We start from the raw sequence: 25,384 nt of genomic DNA, 5'->3' as shown, positions 1-25,384 counted from the left end.
TTAGCCTGCGCGTATGAACCCGACGATCGGCGACGCGAGGGCGGCAGATCCGGCCTCCGCACCGCGAATCCCCGAAGACATTGACGCCAAGGTTGCTGCGGCGCTGGCCCTGCCCGCAGCCCAGCAGCCCGAGTGGCCCGACCCCCGACGCGCCGTCGAGGCGCGGGACACACTGCGGGAACTGCCGCCCCTGGTCGTACCGGGCGAGGTGGACCGACTCCAGGGCCTGCTGTCGGAGGTGGCTCGCGGCCGGGCCTTCCTGCTCCAGGCGGGCGACTGCGCCGAGACCTTCGCGGGCAACACCGAGTCCCACGTCACCGCGAACATCCGCACCCTGCTGCAGATGGCCGTCGTCCTGACCTACGCGGCCAGTGTCCCGGTGGTCAAGGTGGGCCGCATCGCCGGCCAGTACGCCAAGCCCCGCTCCAACGCCACCGACGCCCTCGACCTGCCGGTCTACCGCGGCGACATCGTCAACTCCCTGGAACCCACGCCCGGCGCCCGGGTGCCCGATCCCGGCCGCATGCTCCGCGCGTACGCCAACTCGGCGTCCTCGCTCAACCTGGTCCGTGCGATGGCCGGCTCCGGTCTCGCCGACCTGCGCCACGTCCACGACTGGAACCGGGACTTCGTACGGACCTCGCCCGCCGGTGAGTGCTACGAGGCACTGGCCGGCGAGATCGACCGGGGCTTGGCCTTCATCTCCGCCGCCGGCTCCGACCATGCCGCGTTGCACACCACGGACATCTACGCCAGCCACGAGGCGCTGCTTCTGGAGTACGAGGACGGGCTGCTGCGCTGGGCGGGCTCGCCCGACGGCGAACGGCGGCTCTACGGGCTCTCCTCCCACTTCCTGTGGATCGGGGAGCGCACCCGGCAGTTGGACGGCGCCCACGTGGCGTTCGCCTCCATGCTCGCGAACCCCATAGGTCTCAAGCTCGGCCCGGGGACCACCCCGGAACAGGCCGTCGAGTACGTGGAGCGGCTCGACCCGCACAACGTCCCCGGCCGGCTCACGCTGATCACGCGGATGGGCAACGGGAAGGTCCGCGACGTGCTGCCCGCGATCGTGGAGAAGGTCGAGGCATCCGGCCACCGGGTGATCTGGCAGTGCGACCCGATGCACGGCAACACCCACGAGGCCGCCAGCGGCTACAAGACCCGCCACTTCGACCGGATCATCGACGAGGTCAAGGGCTTCTTCGAGGTGCACCACGCCCTGGGCAGCCACCCGGGCGGCCTGCACATCGAGCTCACCGGCGACGATGTCACCGAGTGCCTGGGCGGTGCGCAGGAGATCGACGAGGAGTCCCTCGCCGAGCGCTACGAGACCAGTTGCGACCCGCGGCTCAATCCGCAGCAGTCGGTCGAGCTGGCCTTCCTCGTGGCCGAGATGCTCCAGGGGTGACGCGGTGAAGGGGGGTATCCGGAACGTCCGGATACCCCCCTTCCGTGTGCCCGGGCCGAGGCCGGGCCCCCGTTCCCGGCCGGGCCCCGCCCGGGCGGGCACGGCCGGCTCCGGACTCAGCCGTCGTCCGCGATCGTGATCGCGGTGAGCAGCAGCCCGCCCGTCGCACTCCACCGGCCGTCGAGGCTGTCGTACCAGCGGCCGCCGACGACCAGTCCCGGCACCAGCAGCCGGGCCCGGAACGTTCCGTTGAAAGGGTCGATGGTGATCGACGCGTCGGAGAAGTCGAGCCGTACCCCCGTCGCCGGGAACGTCGCCTTGTAGACGGACTCCTTGGCGCTGAACAGCAGCCGGTCCCAGGCGATCTGCGGCCGGGCCCGCGACAGCCTGCGGACGTGCGCCTGCTCGACCGGGAGCGCGATCGCCTCCAGCAGGCCGTCCGCGAGCGGCTCTGCCGGCTCCGCGTCGATGCCGATCGCGGTGACGTGCCGGTCCAGCGCGACCACGGTGCCCCGGTAGCCCACGCAGTGCGTCATGCTGCCGACGACCCCCTCGGGCCACCGCGGAGCACCGCGGGGCCCGGGCAGCAGGGGCGAAGGGCCGAGGCCCAGTTCGGCCAGGGCCCGCCGGGCACACACCCGTACCGTCGTGAACTCGCGGCGCCTGAGCGGCACCGACCTGGCCACCAGCTCCGCTTCCTCGGCGAACAGGAAACCGCCGGGCGGGTCCCCGAACTCCTCCGCGAAGGCCACGGCCGGCGGCAGAAGTGATGCGATCACGGGCCGCCTCCCGTCGCCGGCAGGATCTGAACGGGCCACGGGCGCACGGTCGCGTACCGCCGCCGCTCCCGGGGGTAACCGAGCGAGACCTCCTCGAAGCGCACCCCGTCGTGCCATGTGGTGCGCGGAATGTGCAGGTGTCCGTAGACCACTGCGCAGGCGCCGTACCGCAGATGCCAGTCGTCGGTCTCCTCGGTTCCGCACCACTGGGCGAATTCGGGGTGGCGCAGGATCGCGGTCTCGTGCCGCCGCAACGGGAAGTGGTTGACCAGGATCACCGGCAGGTCGCCCTCGAGCGCGTCGAGCCGCTCGCGGGTCCGCTGCAGCCGGTCCCGGCACCACGCCTCGCGGGTGGGGTGGGGATCGGGGTGCAGCAGGTACTCGTCGCTGCACACCACGCCCGCCTCGTGCGCGCGGGCGAGCGACTGCTCCTTGGTGTCCGTGCCGGGTGCGCGGAAGGTGTAGTCGTAGAGCAGGAACAGCGGCGCCACGACGGCGGGCCCGCCGGGGCCGGTCCAGACGGCGTACGGATCCTCAGGCGTCAGTACCCCGATGGACCTGCAGAACTCGACGAGGCGCAGGTAGCGATCCTCGCCCCGCGAGGTGTCCGGGTCCTTGGGGTGCGTCCACAGCTCATGGTTGCCCGGGGCCCAGATGACCTGCGCGAACCGGCGGGCCAGCAGGGCCAGCGCCGACTGCACGTCCGCAGTGACCTCGCCCGCGTCGCCGGCGACGATCAGCCAGTCGTCCGCGGACGTGGGGCGCACGTCCTCCAGCACCGACCGGTTCTCGGGGTACGCCACATGCAGATCACTGAGCGCCAGGAGGCGCGCGCTCATTCGGAGAGGTACGCGAGGCGGTTCCAGGCCGCCGCGGTACCCCGCGCCCCCTCCGGGACGGCCTCCTGAGGAGCGGAAGACACGGCGAAACGTCCGTGGAGATTTCCCGTGAATATACCGATCACGGCATCGAGCGCTGCAGAGAGATCACTTCCACCCTCGGCCCATGAATCTCCCGACGAAAAGCCGCGGTTCAGCACGGCAACGGTGTCGGACGGTCGAGCGGGCATGATTACCCCTCCCTGGCAGGCCGCGAACTCATAACTAGCGAAAATCTAGAAGTCCGGAGCGACCAGGGGATCCCCTAATTCCCCCGACACTTCGAGGGCGCAGCGCCCTGTATTCCGTCATGGCGACGGTTCATGCGAGCTGCGGCTGACGGCCGAGCAGGCTCGGCTCGTGGTTGAGGATCGCCCGCTCCAGCTCCTGCAGTTCACGGGTCGGGTCGAGTCCGTGGACCTCGACGAGGGCATGGCGGGTGCGCCGATAGGCGACGAGCGCCTCGGACTGACGGCCGCAGCGGTAGAGCGCCACCATCAGGTGGCGGCAGATCCGCTCACGGGTGGGAACCGCCGCCCCCATCTCCTCCAGGTCGGCGACCAGCTCGTGGTGGCGGCCCAGCTCCAGACCGGCCGTGACCCAGTCCTCGTACGCTGCCAGGCGCTCCCGCTCGAGCTGCGCGAAGGAGGGCCATGCGATGCCGCTCTCGGCGAGGTCGGCGAGTACGGAGTCCCGCCACAGGTCGAGGCTCTCGGCCAGGGTGTCGACCGCCAGGTCCGGGAACCCGGCGGCCAGCTCGCCGCGTCCCCGGGCCGCCAGGCGGCGGAAGCGCGCGGCGTCGACGGTGTCCGGGTCGATGTGCAACTGGTAGCCGTACGGGGCCGTCGCCAGACGCGTCCCGAGGGCCTCGGCCCCGGGCTCCTCCAGAAGCCGGCGGATGCCGGAGACGGCGTTCTGAACCATCTTGCGCGATGTCATCGGCGCGTCGTCGCCCCACAGCGCCTTCACCAGGCGGCTCGTCGCGACGACCTTGTTGGGGTTGAGCAGCAGGTAGCCGAGGGTGGCGCGCTGGATGACACCGCCGAGCGGCAGGGCGCGCTCGGCGGTGACCACTTCGAGCGGACCGAGAAGGTTGAACAGCATCATGCCCCCACTTGCTGTGACGTCTCTAGCAACACACCCATAAAACAAACCGCGCAGACTGTTTGTCAAGCCCGATGGCGCTGTCCGTCGGCGCAGGCACCGCGAGATCGGCCCGTCATCAGCCAATCCAGCATGGGCAAATGTCCTATCTCACGCATTTTTGCCGTCTTGTGGCGCGCGCTCCACTGCGGGCAATAAACCGCAGTACCGGTATGTTTACCGCTGGTGGTGCGGGGTGCGGGGTGCGGGGTGCGTGGTGCGTGGTGCGTGGTGCGTGGTGCGTGGTGCGTGGTGCGAAGCGCGGGGTGCTGGGTGCGGGCTACAGCGGCCCGGGCAGGGCCCGCACAAACGAACGCGCCCCGCCCCGGCCGGCGGACCGGGCGGGACGGGGCGGGACGGGACGAGGCGGGGCGGGACGAGGCGGGGCGGGGCGGGGCACGCTCTGTGCGCCGCTCGCGGGGAGACGGGTTCAGTTCACCTGGGCCAACTCGCGCCCGGCGGCGGCCGGCTGCGCGGGCCGGGTGCCGGCATTGGCCATGAGGATGGAGCGCTGCAGCCGGACGAGGGATGCCGCGGGCTCCAGGCCGAGTTCCGAGACCAGCGTCGCACGCAGCCGCTGGTAGACGTCGAGGGCCTCGCCACGCCGGCCCGAGCGGTACAGCGCCAGCATGAACTGGCCCTGCAGGCTCTCGTGCGTCGGATGCAGGCTGACCAGGACCGTCAGCTCGGAGAGCAGCTCGCGGTGCCGCCCGAGGTGCAGGTCGGCCTCGATGCGCTGGTCGAGCGCGCACAGCCGGGCCTCTTCGAGCCGCTTGACCTCCGTACCGATACGGACTCCGGGCTGCACGTCGGCCAGCGCGGCCCCGGTCCACAGCGACAGGGCGTCGGACAGGCGGCGCGACGCGCCCGCGTAGTCCTCGGCGTCCATGGCCCGGTACCCGGCCGCCGCACGGCGCTCGAACTCCCGGAAGTCGAGGGAGCCGCCGCCCGCTTCGAGGCGGTACCCCCCGGGGAGCGTCGCGAGGACGTCCTTCGCCGTGCACCGCTCGTCATCACCGTGGGCGAGGGCCTCGGCGATCAGCTCGCGAAGCTGCAGGATGTAGGTCTGCAGGGTGGTGCGCGCGCTGCGCGGCGGCGCGGCCCCCCACAGCTCCTCCATGAGGACCGTCACCGGGACCACCTGTCCCGCGTGGAGCGCGAGCAGCGCCAGCACACGCCGCGGTTTCGGCGCTGTCGGAGTGATCGACACCCCGTTCATGCGTACCGACAGCCCGCCGAGCACTTCGATGTCCACGCTCTCCCCCAACAGTCCGCCCAGAGGCCGGCTTCCGGCGTACAACCACAACCGGACCGCACCGATAAAAAAACAGCGCAGTCGGTTTGTCAATCATCGAGGGAAGGTTTCAGTCATCAGGGTCCTCCGTCCACCCGCCGCTCGGCGTCCGCCCACGGGGGTGGGCACTCCCCGGAACGCGGCCCCCAGCTCCACACAAACACCCGTGGACAGGGGTGATTCGGCGGGCCTCAACCGCCCGGACCACCGCACGGGCGGCGGCGACGGGACCGCCGGGCAAGTGGCCGGAAAACGTTGGCGCTCCACAGCGGGGAAGCTGGGGCCCCGGGCCTTTACAGAACGTTTTGGCCGTTCAGCGGCGAACTTCCTTCCGCTTCGATCCTGCCCCGTACGTCCTCCGACGCGAGGGAGGGCAGGATCAGTTGCCAGAACTGGGTGACCGTGCGCCGGGACATCCACACGGCGTGCCGGGCGCCCAGTACTTCGAAGCCCACGGTCGCGGCGACCACGGCCGTCACGGCGCTCTCCGTCGTCACCCCCGGCCGCAGCTCCCCCCGGCCGGCCGCCCGGGCCATCTCCTCCTCGACCCAGCCCTGCCAGCTGTCGCGCAGGTCCCGGCTCGGCGGGCGGGCCACGTCCCCGCTCAGCTCGAAGCCCGCCCGCAGCACCACGTCGTCCCTCAGCCCGCGGGCGAGCCCGTGCGTCACGTCGACCACGTGCTGCAGCGCGCTCCATCCCTCCGCCGGCGCACGGCCGGTGACGGCTCGCAGCCGTATGAGGGCAGCCGTCTCCACCGCGTCCGCCAAGGCGGCCTTGGTGGCGAAGTGGAAATGCAGCGCGCCGTTGCTCACACCGGCGCGCTTGCTGATGGCGGTGAGCGAGGCGACCGCGAAGCCGTCACTGGTGAAGGTCTCGGCCGCGCACTTGATCAGTGTTTCCCGGGTGCGCACCGCGCGTTCCTGCTGGGCCATCGAGTGCTCCGTTACTGCGGTGGGGTTGCCATGCTTGCGGGACGGCGGATCGGCGTGCCCGCTGTGGAGCGTCGCCAGGACGCCGACGAGGCCCTCGCAGGACTCGGGTCGATGACGTTCGACGACGAGACCGGGTGCGGCCGCGCAGACGGGTGCGTCAGTTCGGCCTGGCGTTCTTCCTTGACCGTCGGTGGGGCGACTATAACAAACCGCAGATGCGGTTTGTTATAGCTCCGCAGCGCTGCCCGGGTGGTTGCGGCGAGTGAGCATGCGATCAGAACGCGCCGGACCGACCGGGGCCCCCAGGACCCGACCGAACCCCCCTCATCATCGGCGGACCGCGGCTCCCGGCGCGACGCGCGGGCTGCAATCTGTCCGAAATCACCTGTGGTGTCGCACCTCCGTCCGGACACCGGACGGGAGTGCGGTGGAACTCCGCTCGCGGGCCGCTAGAGAACCACCAGCGGCGATGAGGGAGGAGTCCGGGCCGCCGCACCACGGGGACCTGGGAAGACGTCCTCCAGGAGATTGTCCGGAACCAATCGCTCCAGTTTTCCCCGGCATGGCAGCCCGCCTCACCCTGGAATAAGAACCGGTTGGTTTGTATGTTTCAGGGGTGGCGGCACACACTGCCGAACTCGTCAACGCCAGGGGGAGCAATGACCGCGATCACGTTCCGAGTCGAACACCCGACTCCCGACGCCCATGCACACGGAGGGCGGGCGTTCATCCCTCGCCAGGCCACCGGATCGCGCTACCCCACGTTGACGGCCACCGTACCCAAGGAGTTCGTGCACCGCGCCGCGGTCGCCGAGGTCATGCTCACCGACTGGCAGCGTCTGGACGACACCCACTTCACGGTGAGCGCCCAGTGGCCGCGCGGGCACAGCTTCTTCACCCCGATCGGCGGCGAGCACCACGACCCGCTCATCGCGGCGGAGACCATGCGGCAGATCGGACCACTGCTGGGACACGCCGAGTTCGGCGTGCCCCTCGGCTACCAGTTCGTCCTGTGGGACCTCGACATCGCGGTGGCCCCGCCGAACATGCGGGTGGGCAGCGCCCCCGCCGCACTCGACATCGAGGTCACCTGCACCGAGATCAAGCAGCGGGGCAGACACCTGTCCGGGCTCCGCATCCTGACGGTGTTCCGACGCGACGGCCAGATCGCGGCGACGGGCACCGGCTCGTTCTCCTGCCTCGCTCCCGGGGTCTACAAGCGCATTCGCGGCGAACACGCCCGCATCGGCGACCGGTCTCCGCTGCCCCTCACCGCCCCAACCCTCCCGCAGAGCGTCGGCCGCACGTCCCCGATGGACGTCGTGCTGTCGCCCATCGGGGAGCCCGCCCGCTGGCAGCTCAGGGCCGACACCCGGCACCCGGTCCTCTTCGACCACGCCGTCGACCACATACCGGGCATGGTGCTGCTGGAGGCCGCCCGCCAGGCCACCGCCGCCGTGCTGGGGCGCTCGACGTACATCCCCCACAGCATCAGCAGCGAGTTCCGCCGCTACGCGGAGCTGGACGCCCCCTGCTTCATCGAGGCGCGCCGCCTTCCCCGGGTGGGCTCCGCCGACCAGGACAGCGTTCTCGTCACGGGCCACCAGGACGACGCCCTCGTCTTCAGTTCGACCGTCACCACGGGAACGCGGGGGCTGTGACCGACCGCTTCGGCGACCGGCCGCGTCAGCCCGCGGAGAAAGCACTCAGATGATCCGCCGCCCAGGCGCGGAAGGATCCGGCCGGTCTGCCGAGGATCTCCCGCACGGCGCCCTCCACCTCGGCCTTTCCCCCCTCCCGCCGGCGTTCCGCGCTCTCCAGCAGGGCCTCGGCGACCGCCTCGGAGTGTCGAGCACGCAGCGCGGCGCGCATCCGGGCCACCCCCAGTTCCTCGAAGCGCAGTGGACGGCCCAGCAGTTCGGCGAGCTGGGCCGTCTGCTCGGCCGCGGTGATCGGTTCCGGCCCGGTCAGGGCGTGGGCCCTGCCCGCGTGGCCGCCCTCGGTGAGAGCCCGTACGGCCACTTCCGCAATGTCGCGCGGATCGACGCACGCGGTGGCCGACGACCCGTACAGCGCCCGCACGACCTGCTCGGTGCGGACGGCCGTCGCCCAGGACAGGGTGTTGGACATGAAGGCGCGCGGCCTCAGCACGGTCCACTCCATGCCCGACTTCCGCAGCAGCTCCTCGTTCCCGCGCTGCCAGCGAGTGATCAGGTCCTGGGCCAGGGGGTCGGCGACCGCGGCCGCGGAGAGCTTCACCACGTGGCGTACGCCGGCCGCGCGCGCGGCCTCCACGAACCGCGCGTCGTCGTCGGAACCGACGCGGTTCGTCACGAGGAACGCGGCGCGCACGCCCTGCACGGCCCGGGCGAGCGACCGCGGATCGCCGTAGTCCCCGCGGACGACCTCGGCCGCACCCGGGTCCGCCACCCGGGCCGGATCCCTGGTCATGACGCGGACGGCCGCGTCGGCGGGAAGGCGGCGCACCACTTCCCGGCCGACCGTTCCGGTGGCACCGGTGACAAGGATCATCAGGTCCTCCTGCGTGTCGCGTCGCCGGCGTCAGGCGAGCGGTTGTGGGGCCCGTTACCCGCTGTAAGATACGGACCGGGCGGTTTTTCAATGGAACACAAGGCTTAAGAACCCGTGAGGGAAGGAGCGCAGCATGGCCGAGCAGGTCCGAGCCATCCGCACACGTCAGGCGATCCTGTCCGCCGCGGCGAAAATCTTCGAGGAGCGCGGCTACCAGGCGGCCACCATCTCCGAGATCCTCACCACGGCCGGAGTGACCAAGGGGGCCCTGTACTTCCACTTCCAGTCGAAGGAAGACCTGGCCCAGGGCGTCCTCGCCGAGCAGGACCAGAAGCTCACCGTCCCCGACAGCGCCGGCAAGGTGCAGGTCCTCGTGGACGTCGTGATGCTGCACGCCTACCGGCTCCAGACGGACCCGATGGTGCGCGCCGGCGTGCGGCTCACCATGGACCAGCTCGCGCAGGGTCTCGACCGCACGGGCCCCTTCGTCCGCTGGAGCGACATCGGGGTCGAGCTGCTGGAGAAGGCGCAGGCTCAGGGGGAACTGCTGCCGCACGTCCTCCCCAGGGAGACCGCCGAGGTCTTCGTGGGGTCCTTCGCCGGCATCCAGTCGATGTCGCAGGCCATCTGCGAGTACCAGGACCTGACCGTCAGGGTCTCGGCACTGATGCGCCACCTGCTGCCCAGCTTCGTGGTGCCTTCCGTGCTGGCCTCCCTGCGGCTCTCCGAGACCCGCGGCGCCGACGTCTACGCCGAGGCCCGCCGGGCCGCTCCCGGCCAGGAAGACAGGCTCCTGGTCAGCTGAGCCGCGGGGCACGCCCGCTCCCCGTCCCCGGTCCTGTTCCCCGGCCCGCGCCGAAGTACCGGAACAGGGCGGCGCCCAGCTCGCCGCCGCCGGAGGACCAGGCGACATAGCCGTCAGGCCGCACCAGCACCGCGTCGTACGCCGGTCCGGGCTCCGGCCGCGACAGCTCGACCACCCGGACGGCCGGTTCCCAGGGGCGTACCGCGGCCCGGTGACGGCTCACGCCGTCGCCGAGGAGCAGCAGGAGCGGCCGGCCCTCCCGGAGCAGCCCGATCACATCGGTCACGCCCTCCGGCGTGGTCAGCGGCATGTTCGTGAAGAACGTCCCTTCCCAGGGGGAGGGACGATCCGTGTACCCCGGCAGCACCACGTCCTGCGCGCTGATCATGTTCCCCAGCAGCCCTCGGCCGCGGTCGGCCGCCACGACACCGGCGAACACCGAGCGCAGCGCATCGACTTCCGGGCCCGGACGCATCAGCGCGAGCTGGGCCCGCGTGTTCTCGACGACCCGCCGGGCGGCTGTACGGCGTTCCGGATCATAGGAGTCGAGCAACGCCGGGCCCGCCTCCCCGCGCGCGGCGAGCGCGAGCTTCCAGCCCAGGCACAGGGCGTCGAGCACTCCGGCGCTCAGGCCCTGGCCACCGATGGGGAAGTGGACGTGCGCTGCGTCCCCCACGAGGAAGACCCGCCCCGCACGGAACGTCCGGGCGAGCCGCGTGTAGTCGCTGAACCTGCCCAGCCAGCGCGGCTGCCCCATCGCGATGTCACGACCGGCGATCCGGGACACCTCCAGCCGGAACTCCTCCAAGGAGACCGGCAGGTGCCGGTTCCCCACGGGCGCCCTGCAGTCGAGGGTCCGGATGGAGGTGCCGGCACCCGGCAGGTGCTTGGAGACGATCCAGCCGCGCGGGGTGCGCAGGAACCCGCCCGGGAGGGCCTCCGCCTCTTCCAGCGTGACCAGGCCCGTCAGCGCGGACACCGTCGCCGGGCTGGTGTCGGAGGCGATCCCCGCCTGTTCGCGGACCGTGCTGCGCGCCCCGTCGGCGCCCACCAGGTAGCGGGCCTCGCAGACCGCAGTCCCGTCCGGCCCCTCCACCTTCAGCCGCACACCCTCCCGGTCCTGCTCGATCGCGGTGACGCGGTGCCCGCGCAGCACGCGCGCGCCCGCCGCCCGCGCCCGCGCCTCGAAGTGCCGTTCCAGTTGCGCCTGGGAGGACTTGAGGATCGGTACCGGCTCGGTCCGGGGCGCCGGGACGGCCAGGCCGGGCAGGCCTGCGAAGTGGAAGTCCCCGGCCGCCGCTCCCCGCGGGCCGTCGGCTGCCGCAGGCGGCAGATGCCCGCGCCGGGCCAGGCACTGCACCGCCCGGGCATGCAGCGTGGTCGCCTTGGGCCGCTCGGAGACATCGGCCCGCATCTCGAAGACGACGACATCGACCCCGTACGCGGCCAGTTCGGCCGCCACCAGCATGCCGACCGGCCCACCGCCCGCCACCGCGTGCATCGCAAGGCGGAGGGCCGCGGCTCGTACTGGACGTACGTGCGCGGTCCGACAACGCGGCGAGGTGCCGTGCCGGGCGTCGCGACCCGGTGAACCCTTCCGGTCACAGCACTAGGCTTCCGACCGCCCCGCGATGAGCGCCGCCAAGCCGTCCAGGATGCGGTTCAGGCCGAAGTCGAACTGGAAGTCCGGTTCGTCCGATCCCGTGAACGCGTCCGACTCCAGCAGCCGCGTCACCGCCGGGTGGGTGTCCGGGCCGGTCATCAGCCGCAGCGTGCGTACGTACTGGCCCAAGACCCGGTCCGGTGAGACGCCCGACTTCACGATGGCGTCCATCATGTCGGCCGCCATCGTCGCCTCGTTGCGGACCAGACCGCCGATCAGGATGATCGTCGAAATCTTCTCGCCCTCGGTCAGGCCAGCGCCGGCCAGTGCCGCGAGCCCGCGTTCCATCCAGGCCAGCTGGTTCGGGCTGACCGGCGCCCCGGTGATCGGGATGCGCAGGATCCAGGGGTTGGCCATCAGCACGGCCCGCTGCTCGTACGCCCACCGGGTCACCAGCTCGCGCCAGCCCCACCCTTCCGCCTCCGGCGGCAGCGCCGGCGGGGCGCCGACGCCCGCGTCCGACATCAGGATGTAGAGCTCCTCCTTCGCCGTGACGTACCGGTAGAGGGACATCGTCGAGACGCCCAGCTCCTTGGCCACCCGGCCCATGGAGACGGCGTCCATGCCCTCACCGGCGGCCAGCGTCACGGCCGTCTCCACGATGCGCGGCAGCGTGAGCGTGGGGCGCGGCCCCTTGCCGGGGCGTTCGCGAAGGCCCCAGGCCATTTCCAGGCTGGCCGGAAGTCCGGTACCGCCGCCCCCGTCGCCCGCGTCGTCCTCGTCCGCCATGACCGCCCACTCCTCGATTGACCCCCATCCTAGTTCTGTGTATTACTTACACAGAAGAGCGTAAGGCATACGCAGAAGCCCCCGCGAAGGGAGCACATCTCCTCATGACCACGCACGCCCCCGGCGCCCTGGGAATCCACGCCACCGGCCTGACCAAGTCCTACGGCGACGTCCGCGTCCTCGACGGCATCGACCTCGCCGTCCCCCGCGGCAGCGTCCTCGCCCTCCTCGGCCCCAACGGCGCCGGGAAGACCACCACCGTCCGGATCCTCGCCACCCTCACCGCCCCCGACACGGGCACCGCCCGCGTCGCCGGGCACGACACCGTCGCCCAACGGGCCCTCGTCCGCGAACGCATCAGCCTCACCGGACAGTTCGCCGCCGTCGACGACCTCCAGACGGGCGCCGAAACGCTCCGCATGATGGGCCGGCTCTGCGGGCTCACCCCGCGCGCCGCCCGCGCCCGCGCCGACGAGCTCCTCGCCCGCTTCGGGCTCACCGGGGCCGCCGCGCGCACTGCCAAGACGTACTCGGGCGGCATGCGACGCCGCCTCGACCTCGCCGCGAGCCTCGTCTCCCGCCCCGAGGTGATCTTCCTCGACGAGCCGACCACCGGACTCGACCCGCGCAGCCGCCAGGACCTGTGGGAACTCGTACGGGAACTGCGCTCCGACGGCACCACCGTGCTGCTCACCACCCAGTACCTGGAGGAGGCCGACCGGCTCGCCGACCGCGTGGTCGTCCTCGCCGACGGACGGATCGCCGCCGAGGGGACGCCCGCCGAACTCAAGGCGCGCGTCGCGGGCCACCGGCTCGACCTGACCCTCACCACGCAGGCCGCCTACGAGGCCCTGGTCCCGCGCGCCGTCCACCTCGCCCCGGACGACCTCACCCTCGGCGTCGCCACCGACGGGAGCGCCGCCCACGTCCGCACCCTGCTCGACGAACTCGACCCGGACCGCACCACCGTGGACCGCTTCGCCGTCCGCACCGCCACCCTCGACGACGTGTTCCTCACCCTGACGGGAGCCGACCGATGACCGCCACCCCCGTGAGCGCCCTCACCCTGGCCGGCCGCAGCCTGCGCATCAGCAGCCGGCAGCCCGACGCGCTGATCACCGCGCTGATGCTGCCCGTGATGCTGATGCTGATCTTCGTCTACTTCTTCGGCGGGGCCATCGACACCGGGACGGAGTACGTGACGTACGTGGTCCCCGGCGCCATGCTGCTCTGCGCCGGCTTCGGCGCGGCCTCCACCGCCGTCAGCGTCGCCGACGACATGCGCACCGGCGTCATCGACCGCTTCCGCACCCTCGACATCGGCGGCATCCCCGTCCTGGCCGGACACGTCACCGCCTCCGTCCTGCGCAACCTGCTCTCCACCACCCTGGTCCTCGCCGTCGCCCTCGCCATCGGCTTCCGGCCCCAGGCCGGACCGGCCGCCTTCCTCGCCGCGGCCGGCCTGCTGCTGGCGTACATCACCGCGATCTCATGGCTGGCCGCCGCGCTCGGGCTGCTCGCCAAGACGCCGGAGGCGGCGGGCGGCTTCACCTTCCTGATGATGTTCCTGCCCTACCCGTCCAGCGCCTTCGTCCCCATCGAGACGATGCCCGGCTGGCTGCACGGCTTCGCCGAGCACCAGCCGCTCACCCCGGTGATCGAATCCCTGCGCGCGCTGCTCCTCGCCCAGCCCGCCGGAAGCGCCCCCTGGACGGCTCTGGCCTGGTGCGCTGGCATCACGGCCGTGGCCGTGACCCTGGCCGCCGTCCTCTTCCGCAGCAGGACCCGCTGAGCGGCTCCGGCAGGAGCCCCTCAGCGGGCCGGTGGTCCGCCCGCCGCTCAGCGGTTGAGCGGGTAGGAATGACGGCCCGTCGCCTCGTCGATCTCCGAGTGGGCCTTCTGCAACATCTGCTGCGCGAGATCCATGAGCGCACGAGCACCCGCGATCTCTTCCCCGACCCTCATCTGCTCCGGGTCGGAGGGGTGACGCAAGGCATAGCCCCGCGCCCTGATCTCGGAGCCGTCCCCGAGCCTTACCAGGGCCGCCGCACTGGTGCGGTGGCCCTCCTCGGTGAATTCGAGCTCCACATGCCACCCGACGAGCGTGGCCATGGTGCATCACCTCCAGGGTCACCTGTTCCCTCCAGAGTGCGCCTACGCCCCGACAGGCGCGAGCGGAGCCAAAGCCCGGCCCCACCCCCAGGCGCGTCAGGGTCACAACACGGCGGCAGCCGACAGGGCGGGGGGCGCGAGGCGAGGCAGGGGGCGTGGGGGAAGCGCGTATGGGGCTGGTCAGCCGCTGGCCAGGCTGGTCGCCACCGACTGGAACCACGCCCCGTACGAGAACGGCTCGGGCGGGTGGACCTCCATGCCGAGTTCCGCCGCGGCCAGGGCGTAGTCCCCCTCGTCCAGCGGGAGGGCGATCAGCTCGTGGAGCTCACCGACAAGGCGGGCGACGAGCTGCGGGTCGGTGGTGGCGGCGTAGTCCGCGACCGCAGCCTCGTGGTCGGGGAACTCGTCGACGATGTCCTGCGAGAACCAGCCGCCCAGCAGCTGGGCGGCCTCCGGGAACCGCGCGTGCCACTCCCAGTGCGTCTGCGGGATCGCCGGCGGGGGCACCTCGCCGTCCTCGACGCTCTGCTTGAGGTGGTCGGCGAGCACGAGCAGCCAGTCCCCGATCGCGGCCTGCGGAATCCCGACGTCGGGGACGGCGTAGAACTCGCCGAGGTCGATCCGCAGGCGCCCCGGAGGATTCCGGCTGTACTCGCGCAGCTGGCGCTCCGCCTCCGCGATCGCCCAGGGGCGGGTGTGCCAGGTGTGGCGCAGATAGGCGTCCAGCGCAGGGCTGCGACGCTCGGCCGTGTCCTCTCCCTGCTGGCCGAGGTAGGCGCGCATGACCTGATCGAGCTCGCCGTAGCGCCGGTCGTGTTCGAGGGGCTTCATGGGCACGGTCGGTTGCCTCTACAGGTAGAACGGGACGGTGGTCTGGACGACGAATCCGTACGGGCTGTCCGGCTCGCGACGCAGGACGACGCGGGCGGCACGAACGTCGACGGGCCCCTGTCCGGCGAGGAGCATCGCCTCCAACTGCACCCGGCCGACGGGGTCCTCACGGGACGGCCAGGCGGCCTCGATGGTGAGTCGGGCCCGCGTTCCCTGGGCGAGCCAGCGGTGGATGACCTGCTCATTGGCGGTCACCACCTGCTGGGTGGCCCACTGTGCGGTCTCCCGGTCGGGGTAGGTGGCGGATCGGGTCAGCATCGGATCATTGTCTCAATTCGCGTTGAACGACCAGAAGACGCCGACCTCGTCCGCGGACACCGCGACCAGGCCGAGATCCATCATGTAGTCGGTGAAGGGGTGGCCGCTTTTGAGATCCTGGGCCAGGAAGTCGGGCGCGTCGCAAGTACGGGCGAGGCGGGAGGAGGTCCAGAACGACGCGTCCGAACCGAAGCGATCCAGCACGGTCCGGGCGTCCGCGAGTACCTCGTCGCGGTCCTCCCTCAACCGGACCGGGTTGTCTTCGAAGAACCACTCCTGCGCGAGCGAGGCGAGCAGCTCGACAGCGGCGCCGGCCGTGATCGGCCGGAGCCCGGCCCGCAACTCCTCGGCGGTCAGCGCAAGGAAGGGGTGGAACGGATAGCCGCTCTCCCGCCCCACCTTGTCCATCTGCCATTCCATGACGGACCAGCCCCGCGGGTCGGCGACCGACCGCTCCATGACGGCGCAGGCGTCCTCGGCCCAGTCCTCGTGCAACCGGGGGCCGCTCCAAGCGAAGGTGTAGACATCCTCCAGAAGCCGCAGCAATGCCGCTTCCCAGGTGATCTTGTCGAGGTGGCTCATCAGGGTGCCGGGAGGTCTTTCGGTCGGGGCGCGGGCATCGACGTGTAGATGACATACGGGGGATCGAGCCTGGAATCGTACTTGAGGACGGTATTGACCCACGTGACACCGACCGGCTTCGCGTTGAGGCCGTGGTCCTTGTACCCCGTCCCAGGGATCTTGCCCGGGGACCCGTCCTGGTTGTCCGTGGCCTGCTTCGAGATGTAGTTGCCGCTGACCTCGCGGTTGGGCGTTTCACTTATGAAGGACTCCCTGTCACCGTTTTGCGGGTTGGAGGCGAGCCACGCGTCGATCTCGGATTGCTTCAGTCGCAGGTTCTGCTCGGTGAGCCGCTGCGCGTCCCCGATCGTCTTGAAGCTGGACGAACCACCGATGCTGGGTTTGGCACCCTCGGGCCACGTATTCGACGCGTTCGACTGGTCGCGCAAGCGCTGCGCAAGCTGCTCGTCGGTCTTGCCCACGTGCTTGTCCAGCGTGTGACCGCCGCCGAGGTACTCGTTGGAGGCCAGGTCGAAGGCCACGTTGCCGTTCGAGCCGGGAACGGTCCACTGCTGCTCGTGCTTGAAGTCGTTGAGCGACCGGGATCCAAAGCCGTGGGCGCGGGCGACGCCGGCCTCGAACTTCGGGGCGCTCCTGTGCGCTTCGTTCAGGACGGCCTCAAGCGCTTCCATCCGTGTGGTGAGGCCGTCCACGATGCCGGTGTACTCGTCCACGATCCGGTTGAGCTTGGCCTTGTCCAGGTTCAGGACCGTGTTGACGTCGAACTTCAGCAGGAGCCCGACTGCCCCTCCGGCCCCGCTGGCCACGCTGGTGACCGCGCCCGCGATGGTCTTGAGGCTGGGCTTCTCCTTGGCCTTCTCCAGGTCATCGAGGATGCTCATGGCGGCCTTCTTCATGGCCCGCTTGAGCTCTTCGAAGACGTCGTGGTTCAGCTCGACGGCGGCTTCCGCGTACTCGCGCAGACAGTCGCTGATCTTGATCGCCACATCTGCCAGGACAGCCATCACCGGCTGACTGCCCGTGGCAACCCGTGCCCCGTGCGAGCCGGTGGTGTGCGCCCACTGGTAGCCGTGCCGGGATGGCCCGGACTGACCCCAGTCCGTCGCACCCCACAGCGCACTGCAGAACGTCCGCATGGCGGCTTCCCAGTCGGCCCGGCCGTGGTTGGTGATGGTGCCAATGATGTTCGTCAGCTCGGCCGCCGTGTTGCCCGGGACGGTTGAGGCGTTCATCCAGCTGTGGCAGTGCGAGTTGAGGTAGTGCTGCTGCGGGAAGGGGTAGACGTCCGCCACCTTGCCGACGCGGAAGATGTTCTTCGCGGCGGGCTGCAACACATCCCGGACGATCTCCGGTATACCCTCCATCGCGCCGCGGATCAGGTCGTCCCCGCCGTCGTTGTCACCCCACTTGATGTCGGGGACGCTGGCGAACTTGGGGTCCTTGTCGATGACCGTGGGCAGGGGGCGCTGCTCCGCGGCCTTCCCGGGCTTGGGGTGGGCCGCCGCATCGGCCTTGGTGTAGGCGTTGGCGGTCTCCGTGAAGCCGACGGCGACACCACCGATGCTGACCACGCTCTTGCCCAACACCTCCAGCCAGCGGTTGCCTATCTTCTTGTAGGCCTGCGCGAACTTCTCGGCGCTGGTGCCCGCCCCACCGGCGTCCGGGTATTTCTGCAGCTCCTGCACGAGTGTGTTCCCACCTCGCATCATGGGGTCCTGCTGACCGGCGACCCGCCCGGAGACGGTCCACAGGCTCGACGGCTTGACGTCGATGTTGCCGCCTCCGGCAGGCGGCTGCGCCGGGGTAGGGCCGGCCATCAGGCGCCGCCTCCCCAACCCTGGAGCACGGATTTGTTCGCCGCCGCGTAGTTGAGGTGTCCCTTGACCACGACCTCGTGGAGCCAGGCTTGTGCGGCCTTGAGGTCCTGGGCCGAGCGATCCCATTTGTCGAGCTCGTCGATGAAGGCCTGCCGTGCCTCGCCGTCCCAGCTCATAACGGCCTTCTTGGTGCGCTCGTAGAGCAGGTCGAGCTTCTCGTTGAGGTTCTTGAGGATCTCCTCCAGGTCGCCGGAAAGGCGCTGCAAGGTGGCGAAATCGACGGTTATGCGGTCGTCGTCCGACATGGTGGGGCTGTTCCTCGCTGCTCTCAGATGTCCTGCAGACGGCTCTGCGGAGCCGCTGGAGCCTGGTCGGGCACGGTCAATTCCTCGGCAGACGCCGCCACGTCCTCCTGGCTCTGTACACGCTTGAACGCGGCCAAGATCTCCAGTTCCTGGGCTGTGAAGCCGTCACGAGCGGCCCGGGTGGCCTCTTCGAGGAGGGCGAGCACCTGCCGGATCCGCACGGCGTCCTCTGCCGCTCCCCGATGCAAGGAGCGGTAGGCCGTAGCCGTGGGACCCTGCCAGCCGGCCGCGATGCTGTCGACCACCCGGTCCATGTCGCGGATCTGCCGTTCCAGATGGCCCTGCATCTGGTCCAGGTCGTCAGCGAGCCGGGTGAGGCCGTCCTCCGAAACCCTCAGATCGCTGTCCTGCATGTCCACCCCTCGCCAGCACTGCTGTGCCGAATTCGTACATACTGCCTATGAGGTTCGCATATTGTCGAACTGCACGCCTGAGTGCGCGTACTCAGGCGTGTCGGCCAGAGACGGCGTGAACCTCACAGGCCCACATGTGTACTTGACACGTCGACGCCCGAAGGGTTCTTGCTGCAAGCCGGGGAGCTGCGTGTGGCCGACCCGGTCTCACGGGAAGCTGCGCTACTCAGGCTTCCAGCCGGCTCGCCCGCGCCTTCCGAACCGGCCGATGAATCAGCCTTCCGCCCGCCCGGTCTGCCCATGTCAGCTCAGATGAGAGGCAGACTCGGTCGTCGAGGAGCGCGTAGCGGCCGATCCACCACCCCGCGCTCACAGCGCGTTGAACGACCAGAAGACGCCGACCTCGTCCGCGGACACCACGACCAGGCCGAGATCCATCATGTAGTCGGTGAAAATGTGGCCGCCTTCGAGCTCCCGTGCCAGGAAGTCGGGCGCGTCGCAGGTACGGGCCAGATCTGAAGACGTCCAGAACGCCGCGTCCGGGCCGAAGCGGTCCAGCAGGGTCCGGGCGTCCGCCAGCACCATGTCCCGGTCTTCCCTCAACCGGACCGGGTTGCTCTCGAAGAACCACTCCTGCGCGAGCGAGGCGAGCAGCTCTACGGCGGCGCCGGGCGTGATCGGCCGGAGCCCGGCCCGCAACCCCTCTGCGGCCAGCGCACGGAACGGGTACGACGGACGGTAGGCCCGACGTCCTTCCTCATCCATCTCCCATTCGCGGCCGGACCAGCCCCGTGGGTCGGCGACCGACCGCTCCATGACGGCGCAGACGTCCTCGGCCCAATCCTCGTGCAACCGGGGGCCGCACCGAGCGAAGGTGTAAACGTCTTCCAGGAGCCGCAACAGAGCTGCTTCCCAGGTGGCGGCATCGGTGGATCGGGGCTGCATGGATTCCTCCTCTCGCCTCAGCAGTCGAAGCTCCAGAACAACCCGACCTCAGTGTCGGAGACGATGACCAGGCCGGCGTCCTCCCAGTAGAAGGTCATCGGGGTATAGCCCCAGTGGGACGCCCCAAAGTCCAGCGTGTCGTCCTTACGCGCGCCGACGGTGACGTTGGTGTAGCACGTGAACGTGTCCCCGTAGCGGGCGAGGATGGTGCGGGCCATGTCCTGCAGCTCGTCGAAGCTCTCGGTGAACCGTTCGAGGTTCCGCAGGGTGCAGCCGCCGTCGGTGAGCGCAAGGAGAAGGTTCTCGGCACTCGCACGGTTGATCTCGTGCAACCGTTCCGCGATGTCGGCCGGGGTGAGCGGGCGGGACGGATCGGATCTGAAAGCCGGACGGCAGAAAGGGAAGTCCGGGTGCTCCTGAGAGCGCTCGTTCGCGGTGTCGTCGAGCCCCGCCCAGCCGCGCGGGTCGGGGACGGCGCGCGCCATGACGGCGAGCACGTCGGCCCGCCAGTCCTCGTGCGCGCGCGGACCGGTCGCACTGAACGTGGTCGCGTCCTCGTACAGGTGCCGGATCGCCCCTTCCCAGGACGCCTGGTCGGCAACGGACAGGTGTTCAGCCTGCATGCAGAACCTCTCGGTACGACGTGCCAAGTGCGCACGTATGCCTATGAGGTTCACAGACCTCCGCGCCGCGCACCTGAGTACGCGCACTCATGTTCGCCGTTCTGTCGCGGAGTTCACTGGAGGCATGAACCCGACCACAGCCCCGACCAGGGCCCCGGCCCCGACCCCGGACAGCGGCACCGACCGGCATCCGCGCGCGTTCGTCGCGCCGCTCGTCTCCACCCTGCTGACGCTGCCGATGGCGGCCGTCGCGTTCTTCTTCGTCGGGCTGGCCCCGATGGCCTGCGACTCCTGCGGGGGTGCGGTGAGCGACCGGTTCGACGACTCCTACAAGCTCGCCTTCCCCGTCTTCGGGTTCGGCCTGATGGTGGTCCTGGTCGTGCTGCTCTCCGCGTGGGCGCTGCCCTGGCGGCGGGGCAATGCCGCCGCCAGGGTGTGGCCGGCCGTGATCGCCCCGGCCGCCGTCGTCTTCGACTTCATCGTCTTCCACGGCCTCGTCGACTGGCCGTAGGACGAAAGGAGCGTCAGCGGGCCTCGCGCAGCCAGCCCGCGACCTCGGTCGCCCAGTAGGTGAGGATCGTGTCCGCGCCCGCGCGCTTGATGCCGAGCAGGGTCTCCAGGATGGCCCGGTCCCGCTCGATCCAGCCCTTCTCCGCGGCCGCCTCGATCATCGCGAACTCGCCGCTGATCTGGTACGCCGCCACCGGTACGTCCACGGCCTGCGCGACCCGGTACAGGATGTCGAGGTAGGGGCCGGCCGGCTTGACCATCACCATGTCCGCGCCCTCCTCCAGGTCGAGGGCGAGCTCCCGCAGGGACTCGCGGGCGTTCGCCGGGTCCTGCTGGTACGTCTTGCGGTCGCCCTGGAGGGAGGAGGCGACGGCCTCGCGGAAGGGGCCGTAGAAGGCGGAGGAGTACTTCGCGGTGTAGGCGAGGATCGACACGTCCTCGTGCCCGGTCTCGTCGAGGGCGTCGCGGATGACGCCGACCTGCCCGTCCATCATTCCGCTGGGGCCGACCACGTGGACGCCCGCGTCGGCCTGGACCTGCGCCATCTCGGCGTAACGCTCCAGCGTCGCGTCGTTGTCGACGCGGCCGTGCTCGTCGAGGACGCCGCAGTGGCCGTGGTCGGTGTACTCGTCGAGGCACAGGTCCGACATGATCACCAGGTCGTCGCCGACCTCGGCCTTCACGTCGCGGATCGCGACCTGCAGGATGCCGTCCGGCTCGGTGCCCGCCGTACCCAGCGCGTCCTTGTTCTCGTCGGCCGGGACGCCGAAGAGCATGATGCCCGCGACGCCCGCCTCGACCGCTTCCACGGCCGCCTTCCGCAGGGTGTCCCGGGTGTGCTGGACCACGCCCGGCATGGCCGAGATGGCGAGGGGCTCGCTGATGCCCTCGCGCACGAACGCCGGGAGGATCAGGTCCGAGGGGTGCAGCCGGTTCTCCGCGACCATCCGCCGCATCGCCGGGGTGGTGCGCAGCCGCCGGGGCCGCGAACCGGGGAAGGATCCGTACGCGCTCATGTTCCAGTCGCCTCTTCGAGCATCGACAGCAGTCGCAACAAGCCTAGAGCCCGTCCGACGGCCCGCCCGCGCCGACCGTCCCGCCCGTCCTGCCTGCCCCGCCCGGCTCGCCCGCCCCGCCCGCGCCGACCGTCCCGCCCGCCTCGCCCGCCCCGACGGCGAACTCGCACCACACCACCTTGCCCGGCACCCGTGCCAGGATCCCCCACCGGTCCGCGATCGCCGCCACCAGCAGCAACCCGCGACCGCCCTCGGCGCCCGGGTCCCGGCGCCCGATGCGCGGCCGGCCCCCGCCGCTGTCGTGGACCTCCACCCGGACGACCCCCTCGAACCTCAGCATCCGCAGCCGGTACCCGCGGCCGGGCGGGACGCCGTGCAGCAGGGCGTTGGTCGCCAGCTCGCTCACGCAGAGCGACACGTCGTCCTGGCGGCACGTGACACCCCACGCGTGCAGTGTTTCTGCGGCGAACTCCCTGGCAGTGCGGACGGTCTGGCGGCTGCGGGGGTAGAACCGCTCGCGCAGCAGGGCCGGTTGGATTTCCACATTCACGGACCCATCGTCGCCCTGCGTGACTACCGTGGAGGAGGCGAGCAACCCGTACTCCTTGATGAGTACGGGTTGGCACGGGTGTCTCGCGCACCGAGGCGGGGAGTTCAACGGACATGCCAGTACGCAAGAGGCCCCGGCCCAACGAGACCGCCATGAAGATGGTCGGCGCCCTGGTCGCCGCCGCCCGCATCGCCGCAGGGCTGACCCAGCGTGCTCTCGCGGACGCGCTGCACATGGACGTCGAGACGATCGCCTCGATCGAGCAGGGCCGACGGGTCCTGATGCCGAACGTCGCCGAGAAGATGGACCGCGCCCTCGGCCTGCCCGGCCTCCTGTCCGTCGTGGCGAACCGCCTGCCGGAGGTGGACATGGTTCCGGCCTGGGCGGAGGAGTACATGGCGCGGGAGGCGGAGGCCCTGGCGCTGTCCTGGTTCGACACGCTGACCGTTCCGGGGCTGCTCCAGACCGAGGCCTACGCCCGCGCCGTCCTCGGCTGCCGCGTCCCCTTCGTCGGGGAGGAGAAGACAGAGCTGCAGACCGCGCACCGGATGAAGCGCCAGGAGATCCTGCACCGCGCCGTCCCGCCCACCCTCAGCTTCGTGATCTGGGAGGCGGCCCTGCGGGACCGCATCGGCGGGGACGAGGTCCACCGGGAGCAGCTCCGGCACCTGCGCGCCTGCGCCGACCGCCCGGCCATCGCCATCCAGGTGCTGCCACTCGGGCTCACCACCCACGCGGGCCTCGACGGCGCCTTCATCCTCCTGGAAACACCGGAGTTCCAGCACCTCGCCTACTCGGAAACCCAGCGCGGCAGCTTCCTCGTCAGGGACCCGAACGAGGTCAGCATCCTCTCCCAGAAGTATGCGATGCTGCGGTCACAGGCCCTCAACCTGGCAGAGACGAAAGACCTGTTGGACCGGCTGGCAGGAGAGACATGAGCGCCCCACTGAAGTGGTTCAAGTCCAGCTACAGCGGCAGCGAGGGCGGGGCCTGCCTGGAGGCCGCCTTCGCCTGGCGGAAGTCCTCCTACAGCGGTGACGAGGGCGGGGCCTGCGTCGAGGTCGCCGCCTGCCCCGCCGCACAGGTGCACGTCCGGGACTCCAAGGTCACCGACGGGCCCGTCCTCACCCTCGCCCCCGCCGCCTGGGCGGGGCTCACGGGCTGGGTTCGGTCCTGAGCTTCCAGCGCCACAGGCCGTCCGCCCTGTGGTCGTGCTCGAACTCCGGGCGTTCGAGTCGGCCCACACGCGCGTACGCCTCCACCGTGCGCGGGTCGTCGCGCAGGGCCAGGCCGTAGGCGGCGCTGAGCCGGACGTCCTGGTCCTCGGTGATCTCCGGCGCGGTCCGCGCCCCGAGCGGTGGCGCAGGCAGCCTCGGACGCCTCGATCGCCCGCAGGAGCGGGGTCGTGCCGTCCGGCAGTCGCTGGTCCGGGTCGGCGCCTGCCGCGACCAGTGCCTCGGCGACCCCGTACGCGAACGCCGCCACCGCCGCGCACAGCACCGGCAGGCCGTCGTCCCCCACCGTGTCGGGGCGGCGCCCGCGCCGAGCAGGTCGCGTACCGGCTCGGAATCGCCCGCCCTTACCGCCGCCGCAATGCGGCGTCTCCCTCCGTCATCCGTCCCCCCCGTGGGGCAACGCCTCATTGCGTCCGAGCCAGTCTTCGAGCGCGTTCGCCCGGTGGGCGGGCAGGTGGATCGGGCCGAGCTCCTCCACCCGCGCGTACGCCTCCGGGGTGCGAGGGTCGTCCCGCCGGGCCAGGCCGTAGGCTCCGACCAGGCGCAGGATGCGGTCGTCGGTGTCCAGGAGAGACAGCAGCAGCTCCGTGGCGTCGGCCGTGCGGTCGTCGGACTCGGCCAGGGCCTCGGCGGCTCCCCCGCGCATCGGGCTGTGCGGGTCGCGGACCAGGTCCCGTACGACAGCCCGGGGTCCGTCCAGGTCTTGGCGTTCGTCCCCGACCAGGATCAGCGCGGCTTGGAAGCGCACCTCGGCGTCCGCATCGTGTGTCAGGGCCCGTAGCGCAGCAGCGGCCTCGACCGTCAGGTGCCGGTCGGGCCACCAGAGGCAGTCGGACACCATCCGGCGCACCAGCGGATCGGGGTGGCCGGCGTGCCGGAGGCCGATGGCCTCCAGTCGGGGGTGTTCCTCGGCGTGCTCGGTGAGGGCCCGGAGCACCTCGGCGAGAACCACGGCGTCCGTCTCCGTCTCCGCCCAGGCGGCGAGGAAGTCGCGGTCTTCCGCGTGGTGCGGGTACGCCGTGCCCTTCAGGAAGTACTGCCGGGACCCCAGCACGTCGGCGGCGAAGCGCCGGTGGTCTGCGGACGGATGGTGCCGCAGGGACGTCACCAGTTCCCGGGCTTCCTCGTCGGGGCGTCTGCCCAGCCGGGTGCTGGACTCGCGCCAGTCCACGTGGCCGGGGTCGGGGTGCCGGACGGCGCGGGCCACCAGTTCCGTCAGCGGGGTCGGGACGCCGAAGGCCGCCTCCAGGGTGGTCAGGACGGCGCCGTGTCCGGCGCGGACGGTCCGCCCGCCGAGCGTGATCTGCTCGACCTCGTGCCAGTCGTCGTCGACGCTCGAGGTCTTCGCCGGGCCGGTGGCGCCGGTGCGGCGGCGCAGTTCCGCCTCCGCACCCGTCTCGTACCAGTGGCGGGCCGCGGCGAGCAGCCGCTCGCGCACCGGCTGCGCCAGGGGCAGTTCCGGCGCCGGGAGGTACTGCCCCCACAGCAGCGCCGTGACCGTGGCCGGGGAGCCGCCCTCGACGGCCCGCAGCAGCGGGGTCGTTCCGTCCGGCAGTACCTGGTGGGGGTCGGCCCCTGCCGTGACGAGGGCTGCGACGGGCCTGTGGGCGAACGCGGCTACCGTTGTCCACAGCACGGGCGCGCCGTCCGCGCCCACCGCCTCGGGATCGGCTCCGGCGCGCAGCAGGGCCTCGGCGATCTCCTCTTCGCCTGCGGCCACCGCCGTGCACAGCACCGGCAGGCCGTCCTCGTCGGCCGCGTCGGGATTACCCCCGGGCCACAGCAGGGCGTTGACCTCCCGAAGGTTCCCTGCCCGAACCGCCGCCACCAGTTGCGCGTCCCCGTCCGCCATTCCGCTCCCCCGTGTCCCCGTTCCGTCCGGCGGCGATCCTTTCCGGACAGCACCCCGCCGCACAACGGGATTACGCAAGCGCGAGGGGCCCGGGTGCGTGTGCACCCGGGCC

28 protein-coding genes are annotated in these 25,384 nt (G+C 71.0%); 8 read left to right on the top strand and 20 right to left on the bottom strand.

All coding sequences use genetic code 11. The features are described from left to right. The first annotated feature begins 13 nt into the window (after positions 1–13). A complete protein-coding gene (locus IH80_RS0132615) occupies positions 14–1,408 on the top strand; it encodes a class II 3-deoxy-7-phosphoheptulonate synthase (RefSeq protein WP_030965278.1) in 1,395 nt (464 codons plus the stop codon). A gap of 116 nt (positions 1,409–1,524) precedes the next feature. Here the strand turns inward: IH80_RS0132615 and IH80_RS0132610 are convergent, their stop codons facing one another. From IH80_RS0132610 to IH80_RS0132590, 5 genes are all read right to left on the bottom strand, one after another. Then, entirely contained in the window at positions 1,525–2,187 is a 663-nt protein-coding gene (locus IH80_RS0132610; RefSeq protein ID WP_030965277.1) for a 4'-phosphopantetheinyl transferase family protein, read from the bottom strand. After that, positions 2,184–3,026 carry a metallophosphoesterase family protein gene (locus tag IH80_RS0132605; protein WP_030965276.1) on the bottom strand — a complete coding sequence of 281 codons (843 nt, stop codon included), beginning with the start codon at positions 3,024–3,026 and terminating at the stop codon, positions 2,184–2,186. The genes IH80_RS0132610 and IH80_RS0132605 overlap by 4 nt, the downstream gene beginning before the upstream one ends. A gap of 360 nt (positions 3,027–3,386) precedes the next feature. Further along, the gene (locus IH80_RS0132600; RefSeq protein WP_051810197.1) at positions 3,387–4,172 is read right to left on the bottom strand and encodes an AfsR/SARP family transcriptional regulator; all 786 of its coding nucleotides are present in this window, start codon (positions 4,170–4,172) and stop codon (positions 3,387–3,389) included. A gap of 466 nt (positions 4,173–4,638) precedes the next feature. Next, on the bottom strand, positions 4,639–5,463 hold the full coding sequence (locus IH80_RS0132595; RefSeq protein ID WP_030965272.1) for an AfsR/SARP family transcriptional regulator: 825 nt from the start codon (positions 5,461–5,463) through the stop codon (positions 4,639–4,641). Positions 5,464–5,795: 332 nt separating this feature from the next. After that, positions 5,796–6,434 carry a ScbR family autoregulator-binding transcription factor gene (locus tag IH80_RS0132590; RefSeq protein ID WP_030965271.1) on the bottom strand — a complete coding sequence of 213 codons (639 nt, stop codon included), beginning with the start codon at positions 6,432–6,434 and terminating at the stop codon, positions 5,796–5,798. A gap of 659 nt (positions 6,435–7,093) precedes the next feature. Here IH80_RS0132590 and IH80_RS0132585 point away from each other — a divergent pair. Continuing rightward, positions 7,094–8,095, top strand: coding sequence for a ScbA/BarX family gamma-butyrolactone biosynthesis protein (locus IH80_RS0132585; RefSeq protein WP_037881804.1), 1,002 nt, complete (start codon positions 7,094–7,096; stop codon positions 8,093–8,095). Positions 8,096–8,120: 25 nt separating this feature from the next. Here the strand turns inward: IH80_RS0132585 and IH80_RS0132580 are convergent, their stop codons facing one another. After that, positions 8,121–8,966 carry an NAD(P)H-binding protein gene (locus IH80_RS0132580; protein ID WP_030965268.1) on the bottom strand — a complete coding sequence of 282 codons (846 nt, stop codon included), beginning with the start codon at positions 8,964–8,966 and terminating at the stop codon, positions 8,121–8,123. A gap of 133 nt (positions 8,967–9,099) precedes the next feature. On the opposite strand from IH80_RS0132580, the gene IH80_RS0132575 reads away from it, so the two are divergent. Beyond that, complete coding sequence (locus tag IH80_RS0132575; RefSeq protein WP_030965267.1) at positions 9,100–9,771, top strand: ScbR family autoregulator-binding transcription factor; 672 nt, start codon at positions 9,100–9,102, stop codon at positions 9,769–9,771. Here the strand turns inward: IH80_RS0132575 and IH80_RS0132570 are convergent. Further along, positions 9,764–11,272 (bottom strand): FAD-dependent monooxygenase, encoded by a 1,509-nt coding sequence (locus IH80_RS0132570; protein ID WP_051810196.1) that lies wholly within the window; start codon positions 11,270–11,272, stop codon positions 9,764–9,766. The genes IH80_RS0132575 and IH80_RS0132570 overlap by 8 nt on opposite strands. Before the next feature lie 108 nt (positions 11,273–11,380). Then, positions 11,381–12,163, bottom strand: coding sequence for a TetR/AcrR family transcriptional regulator (locus IH80_RS0132565; RefSeq protein ID WP_030965265.1), 783 nt, complete (start codon positions 12,161–12,163; stop codon positions 11,381–11,383). Between the two features lie 104 nt (positions 12,164–12,267). Between IH80_RS0132565 and IH80_RS0132560 the strand changes: the two genes are divergently transcribed. Both IH80_RS0132560 and IH80_RS0132555 read left to right on the top strand, forming a co-directional pair. Further along, positions 12,268–13,203: a daunorubicin resistance protein DrrA family ABC transporter ATP-binding protein gene (locus IH80_RS0132560; protein WP_030965263.1), complete on the top strand. Its 936-nt coding sequence runs from the start codon at positions 12,268–12,270 to the stop codon at positions 13,201–13,203. Beyond that, positions 13,200–13,955 (top strand): ABC transporter permease, encoded by a 756-nt coding sequence (locus tag IH80_RS0132555; RefSeq protein WP_030965262.1) that lies wholly within the window; start codon positions 13,200–13,202, stop codon positions 13,953–13,955. Before IH80_RS0132560 ends, IH80_RS0132555 begins: the two co-directional genes overlap by 4 nt. Before the next feature lie 47 nt (positions 13,956–14,002). On the opposite strand, the gene IH80_RS0132550 is transcribed toward IH80_RS0132555, so the two are convergent. From IH80_RS0132550 to IH80_RS0132510, 9 genes are all read right to left on the bottom strand, one after another. Next, complete coding sequence (locus tag IH80_RS0132550) at positions 14,003–14,275, bottom strand: DUF1876 domain-containing protein (protein WP_030027023.1); 273 nt, start codon at positions 14,273–14,275, stop codon at positions 14,003–14,005. A gap of 180 nt (positions 14,276–14,455) precedes the next feature. Then, positions 14,456–15,112, bottom strand: a complete 657-nt coding sequence (locus IH80_RS0132545) for a contact-dependent growth inhibition system immunity protein (RefSeq protein WP_030965261.1) — start codon at positions 15,110–15,112, stop codon at positions 14,456–14,458. A 12-nt stretch (positions 15,113–15,124) separates the two neighbouring features. Next, the gene (locus tag IH80_RS0132540; protein WP_030965259.1) at positions 15,125–15,424 is read right to left on the bottom strand and encodes an RNase A-like domain-containing protein; all 300 of its coding nucleotides are present in this window, start codon (positions 15,422–15,424) and stop codon (positions 15,125–15,127) included. Between the two features lie 12 nt (positions 15,425–15,436). Then, positions 15,437–16,006, bottom strand: coding sequence for a hypothetical protein (locus IH80_RS0132535; RefSeq protein ID WP_051810195.1), 570 nt, complete (start codon positions 16,004–16,006; stop codon positions 15,437–15,439). Next, the gene (locus IH80_RS0132530) at positions 16,006–17,823 is read right to left on the bottom strand and encodes an RNase A-like domain-containing protein (protein ID WP_051810194.1); all 1,818 of its coding nucleotides are present in this window, start codon (positions 17,821–17,823) and stop codon (positions 16,006–16,008) included. Before IH80_RS0132530 ends, IH80_RS0132535 begins: the two co-directional genes overlap by 1 nt. Further along, positions 17,823–18,128, bottom strand: a complete 306-nt coding sequence (locus IH80_RS0132525) for a WXG100 family type VII secretion target (protein WP_030965255.1) — start codon at positions 18,126–18,128, stop codon at positions 17,823–17,825. The genes IH80_RS0132530 and IH80_RS0132525 overlap by 1 nt, the downstream gene beginning before the upstream one ends. Positions 18,129–18,151: 23 nt before the next feature. After that, on the bottom strand, positions 18,152–18,541 hold the full coding sequence (locus IH80_RS0132520; protein ID WP_030965254.1) for a WXG100 family type VII secretion target: 390 nt from the start codon (positions 18,539–18,541) through the stop codon (positions 18,152–18,154). 369 nt (positions 18,542–18,910) lie between these two features. Beyond that, the gene (locus tag IH80_RS0132515) at positions 18,911–19,486 is read right to left on the bottom strand and encodes a hypothetical protein (RefSeq protein ID WP_037881802.1); all 576 of its coding nucleotides are present in this window, start codon (positions 19,484–19,486) and stop codon (positions 18,911–18,913) included. A 17-nt stretch (positions 19,487–19,503) separates the two neighbouring features. Beyond that, positions 19,504–20,109 carry a hypothetical protein gene (locus IH80_RS0132510; protein ID WP_030965252.1) on the bottom strand — a complete coding sequence of 202 codons (606 nt, stop codon included), beginning with the start codon at positions 20,107–20,109 and terminating at the stop codon, positions 19,504–19,506. 124 nt (positions 20,110–20,233) lie between these two features. Here IH80_RS0132510 and IH80_RS0132505 point away from each other — a divergent pair, with 124 nt between their 5' ends. After that, complete coding sequence (locus tag IH80_RS0132505) at positions 20,234–20,620, top strand: hypothetical protein (protein WP_030965250.1); 387 nt, start codon at positions 20,234–20,236, stop codon at positions 20,618–20,620. Positions 20,621–20,633: 13 nt separating this feature from the next. Here IH80_RS0132505 and hemB read toward each other — a convergent pair whose 3' ends face one another. Next, a complete protein-coding gene (gene hemB, locus IH80_RS0132500; RefSeq protein WP_030851849.1) occupies positions 20,634–21,635 on the bottom strand; it encodes a porphobilinogen synthase in 1,002 nt (333 codons plus the stop codon). A 43-nt stretch (positions 21,636–21,678) separates the two neighbouring features. Next, entirely contained in the window at positions 21,679–22,185 is a 507-nt protein-coding gene (locus tag IH80_RS0132495) for an ATP-binding protein (protein ID WP_078906865.1), read from the bottom strand. Between the two features lie 113 nt (positions 22,186–22,298). Here IH80_RS0132495 and IH80_RS0132490 point away from each other — a divergent pair, with 113 nt between their 5' ends. Then, entirely contained in the window at positions 22,299–23,123 is an 825-nt protein-coding gene (locus IH80_RS0132490) for a helix-turn-helix domain-containing protein (RefSeq protein WP_030965248.1), read from the top strand. Further along, on the top strand, positions 23,120–23,362 hold the full coding sequence (locus tag IH80_RS0132485) for a DUF397 domain-containing protein (RefSeq protein WP_030965246.1): 243 nt from the start codon (positions 23,120–23,122) through the stop codon (positions 23,360–23,362). Before IH80_RS0132490 ends, IH80_RS0132485 begins: the two co-directional genes overlap by 4 nt. Before the next feature lie 434 nt (positions 23,363–23,796). Here the strand turns inward: IH80_RS0132485 and IH80_RS0132480 are convergent, their stop codons facing one another. Next, complete coding sequence (locus IH80_RS0132480; protein WP_051810193.1) at positions 23,797–25,272, bottom strand: HEAT repeat domain-containing protein; 1,476 nt, start codon at positions 25,270–25,272, stop codon at positions 23,797–23,799. Positions 25,273–25,384 lie beyond the last annotated feature (112 nt).

The organism is Streptomyces sp. NRRL S-378 (assembly GCF_000720645.1).
GTDB lineage: Bacteria > Actinomycetota > Actinomycetes > Streptomycetales > Streptomycetaceae > Streptomyces.
This window is presented reverse-complemented; position numbering and strand designations above follow the sequence as displayed.

What these genes read in the sequence shown, in the direction of transcription:
- IH80_RS0132540 (WP_030965259.1), bottom strand. Translation starts at nt 15,424, where the DNA reads ATGCTGACCCGATCCGCCACCTACCCCGACCGGGAGACCGCACAGTGG.
- IH80_RS0132515 (WP_037881802.1), bottom strand. Translation starts at nt 19,486, where the DNA reads ATGCAGCCCCGATCCACCGATGCCGCCACCTGGGAAGCAGCTCTGTTG.
- IH80_RS0132535 (WP_051810195.1), bottom strand. Translation starts at nt 16,006, where the DNA reads ATGAGCCACCTCGACAAGATCACCTGGGAAGCGGCATTGCTGCGGCTT.
- IH80_RS0132555 (WP_030965262.1), top strand. Translation starts at nt 13,200, where the DNA reads ATGACCGCCACCCCCGTGAGCGCCCTCACCCTGGCCGGCCGCAGCCTG.
- IH80_RS0132505 (WP_030965250.1), top strand. Translation starts at nt 20,234, where the DNA reads ATGAACCCGACCACAGCCCCGACCAGGGCCCCGGCCCCGACCCCGGAC.
- IH80_RS0132550 (WP_030027023.1), bottom strand. Translation starts at nt 14,275, where the DNA reads ATGGCCACGCTCGTCGGGTGGCATGTGGAGCTCGAATTCACCGAGGAG.
- IH80_RS0132600 (WP_051810197.1), bottom strand. Translation starts at nt 4,172, where the DNA reads ATGATGCTGTTCAACCTTCTCGGTCCGCTCGAAGTGGTCACCGCCGAG.
- IH80_RS0132490 (WP_030965248.1), top strand. Translation starts at nt 22,299, where the DNA reads ATGCCAGTACGCAAGAGGCCCCGGCCCAACGAGACCGCCATGAAGATG.
- IH80_RS0132525 (WP_030965255.1), bottom strand. Translation starts at nt 18,128, where the DNA reads ATGTCGGACGACGACCGCATAACCGTCGATTTCGCCACCTTGCAGCGC.
- IH80_RS0132565 (WP_030965265.1), bottom strand. Translation starts at nt 12,163, where the DNA reads ATGGCGGACGAGGACGACGCGGGCGACGGGGGCGGCGGTACCGGACTT.
- IH80_RS0132560 (WP_030965263.1), top strand. Translation starts at nt 12,268, where the DNA reads ATGACCACGCACGCCCCCGGCGCCCTGGGAATCCACGCCACCGGCCTG.
- IH80_RS0132590 (WP_030965271.1), bottom strand. Translation starts at nt 6,434, where the DNA reads ATGGCCCAGCAGGAACGCGCGGTGCGCACCCGGGAAACACTGATCAAG.
- IH80_RS0132605 (WP_030965276.1), bottom strand. Translation starts at nt 3,026, where the DNA reads ATGAGCGCGCGCCTCCTGGCGCTCAGTGATCTGCATGTGGCGTACCCC.
- IH80_RS0132580 (WP_030965268.1), bottom strand. Translation starts at nt 8,966, where the DNA reads ATGATCCTTGTCACCGGTGCCACCGGAACGGTCGGCCGGGAAGTGGTG.
- hemB (WP_030851849.1), bottom strand. Translation starts at nt 21,635, where the DNA reads ATGAGCGCGTACGGATCCTTCCCCGGTTCGCGGCCCCGGCGGCTGCGC.
- IH80_RS0132570 (WP_051810196.1), bottom strand. Translation starts at nt 11,272, where the DNA reads ATGCACGCGGTGGCGGGCGGTGGGCCGGTCGGCATGCTGGTGGCGGCC.
- IH80_RS0132510 (WP_030965252.1), bottom strand. Translation starts at nt 20,109, where the DNA reads ATGCAGGCTGAACACCTGTCCGTTGCCGACCAGGCGTCCTGGGAAGGG.
- IH80_RS0132485 (WP_030965246.1), top strand. Translation starts at nt 23,120, where the DNA reads ATGAGCGCCCCACTGAAGTGGTTCAAGTCCAGCTACAGCGGCAGCGAG.
- IH80_RS0132520 (WP_030965254.1), bottom strand. Translation starts at nt 18,541, where the DNA reads ATGCAGGACAGCGATCTGAGGGTTTCGGAGGACGGCCTCACCCGGCTC.
- IH80_RS0132530 (WP_051810194.1), bottom strand. Translation starts at nt 17,823, where the DNA reads ATGGCCGGCCCTACCCCGGCGCAGCCGCCTGCCGGAGGCGGCAACATC.
- IH80_RS0132615 (WP_030965278.1), top strand. Translation starts at nt 14, where the DNA reads ATGAACCCGACGATCGGCGACGCGAGGGCGGCAGATCCGGCCTCCGCA.
- IH80_RS0132480 (WP_051810193.1), bottom strand. Translation starts at nt 25,272, where the DNA reads ATGGCGGACGGGGACGCGCAACTGGTGGCGGCGGTTCGGGCAGGGAAC.
- IH80_RS0132585 (WP_037881804.1), top strand. Translation starts at nt 7,094, where the DNA reads ATGACCGCGATCACGTTCCGAGTCGAACACCCGACTCCCGACGCCCAT.
- IH80_RS0132575 (WP_030965267.1), top strand. Translation starts at nt 9,100, where the DNA reads ATGGCCGAGCAGGTCCGAGCCATCCGCACACGTCAGGCGATCCTGTCC.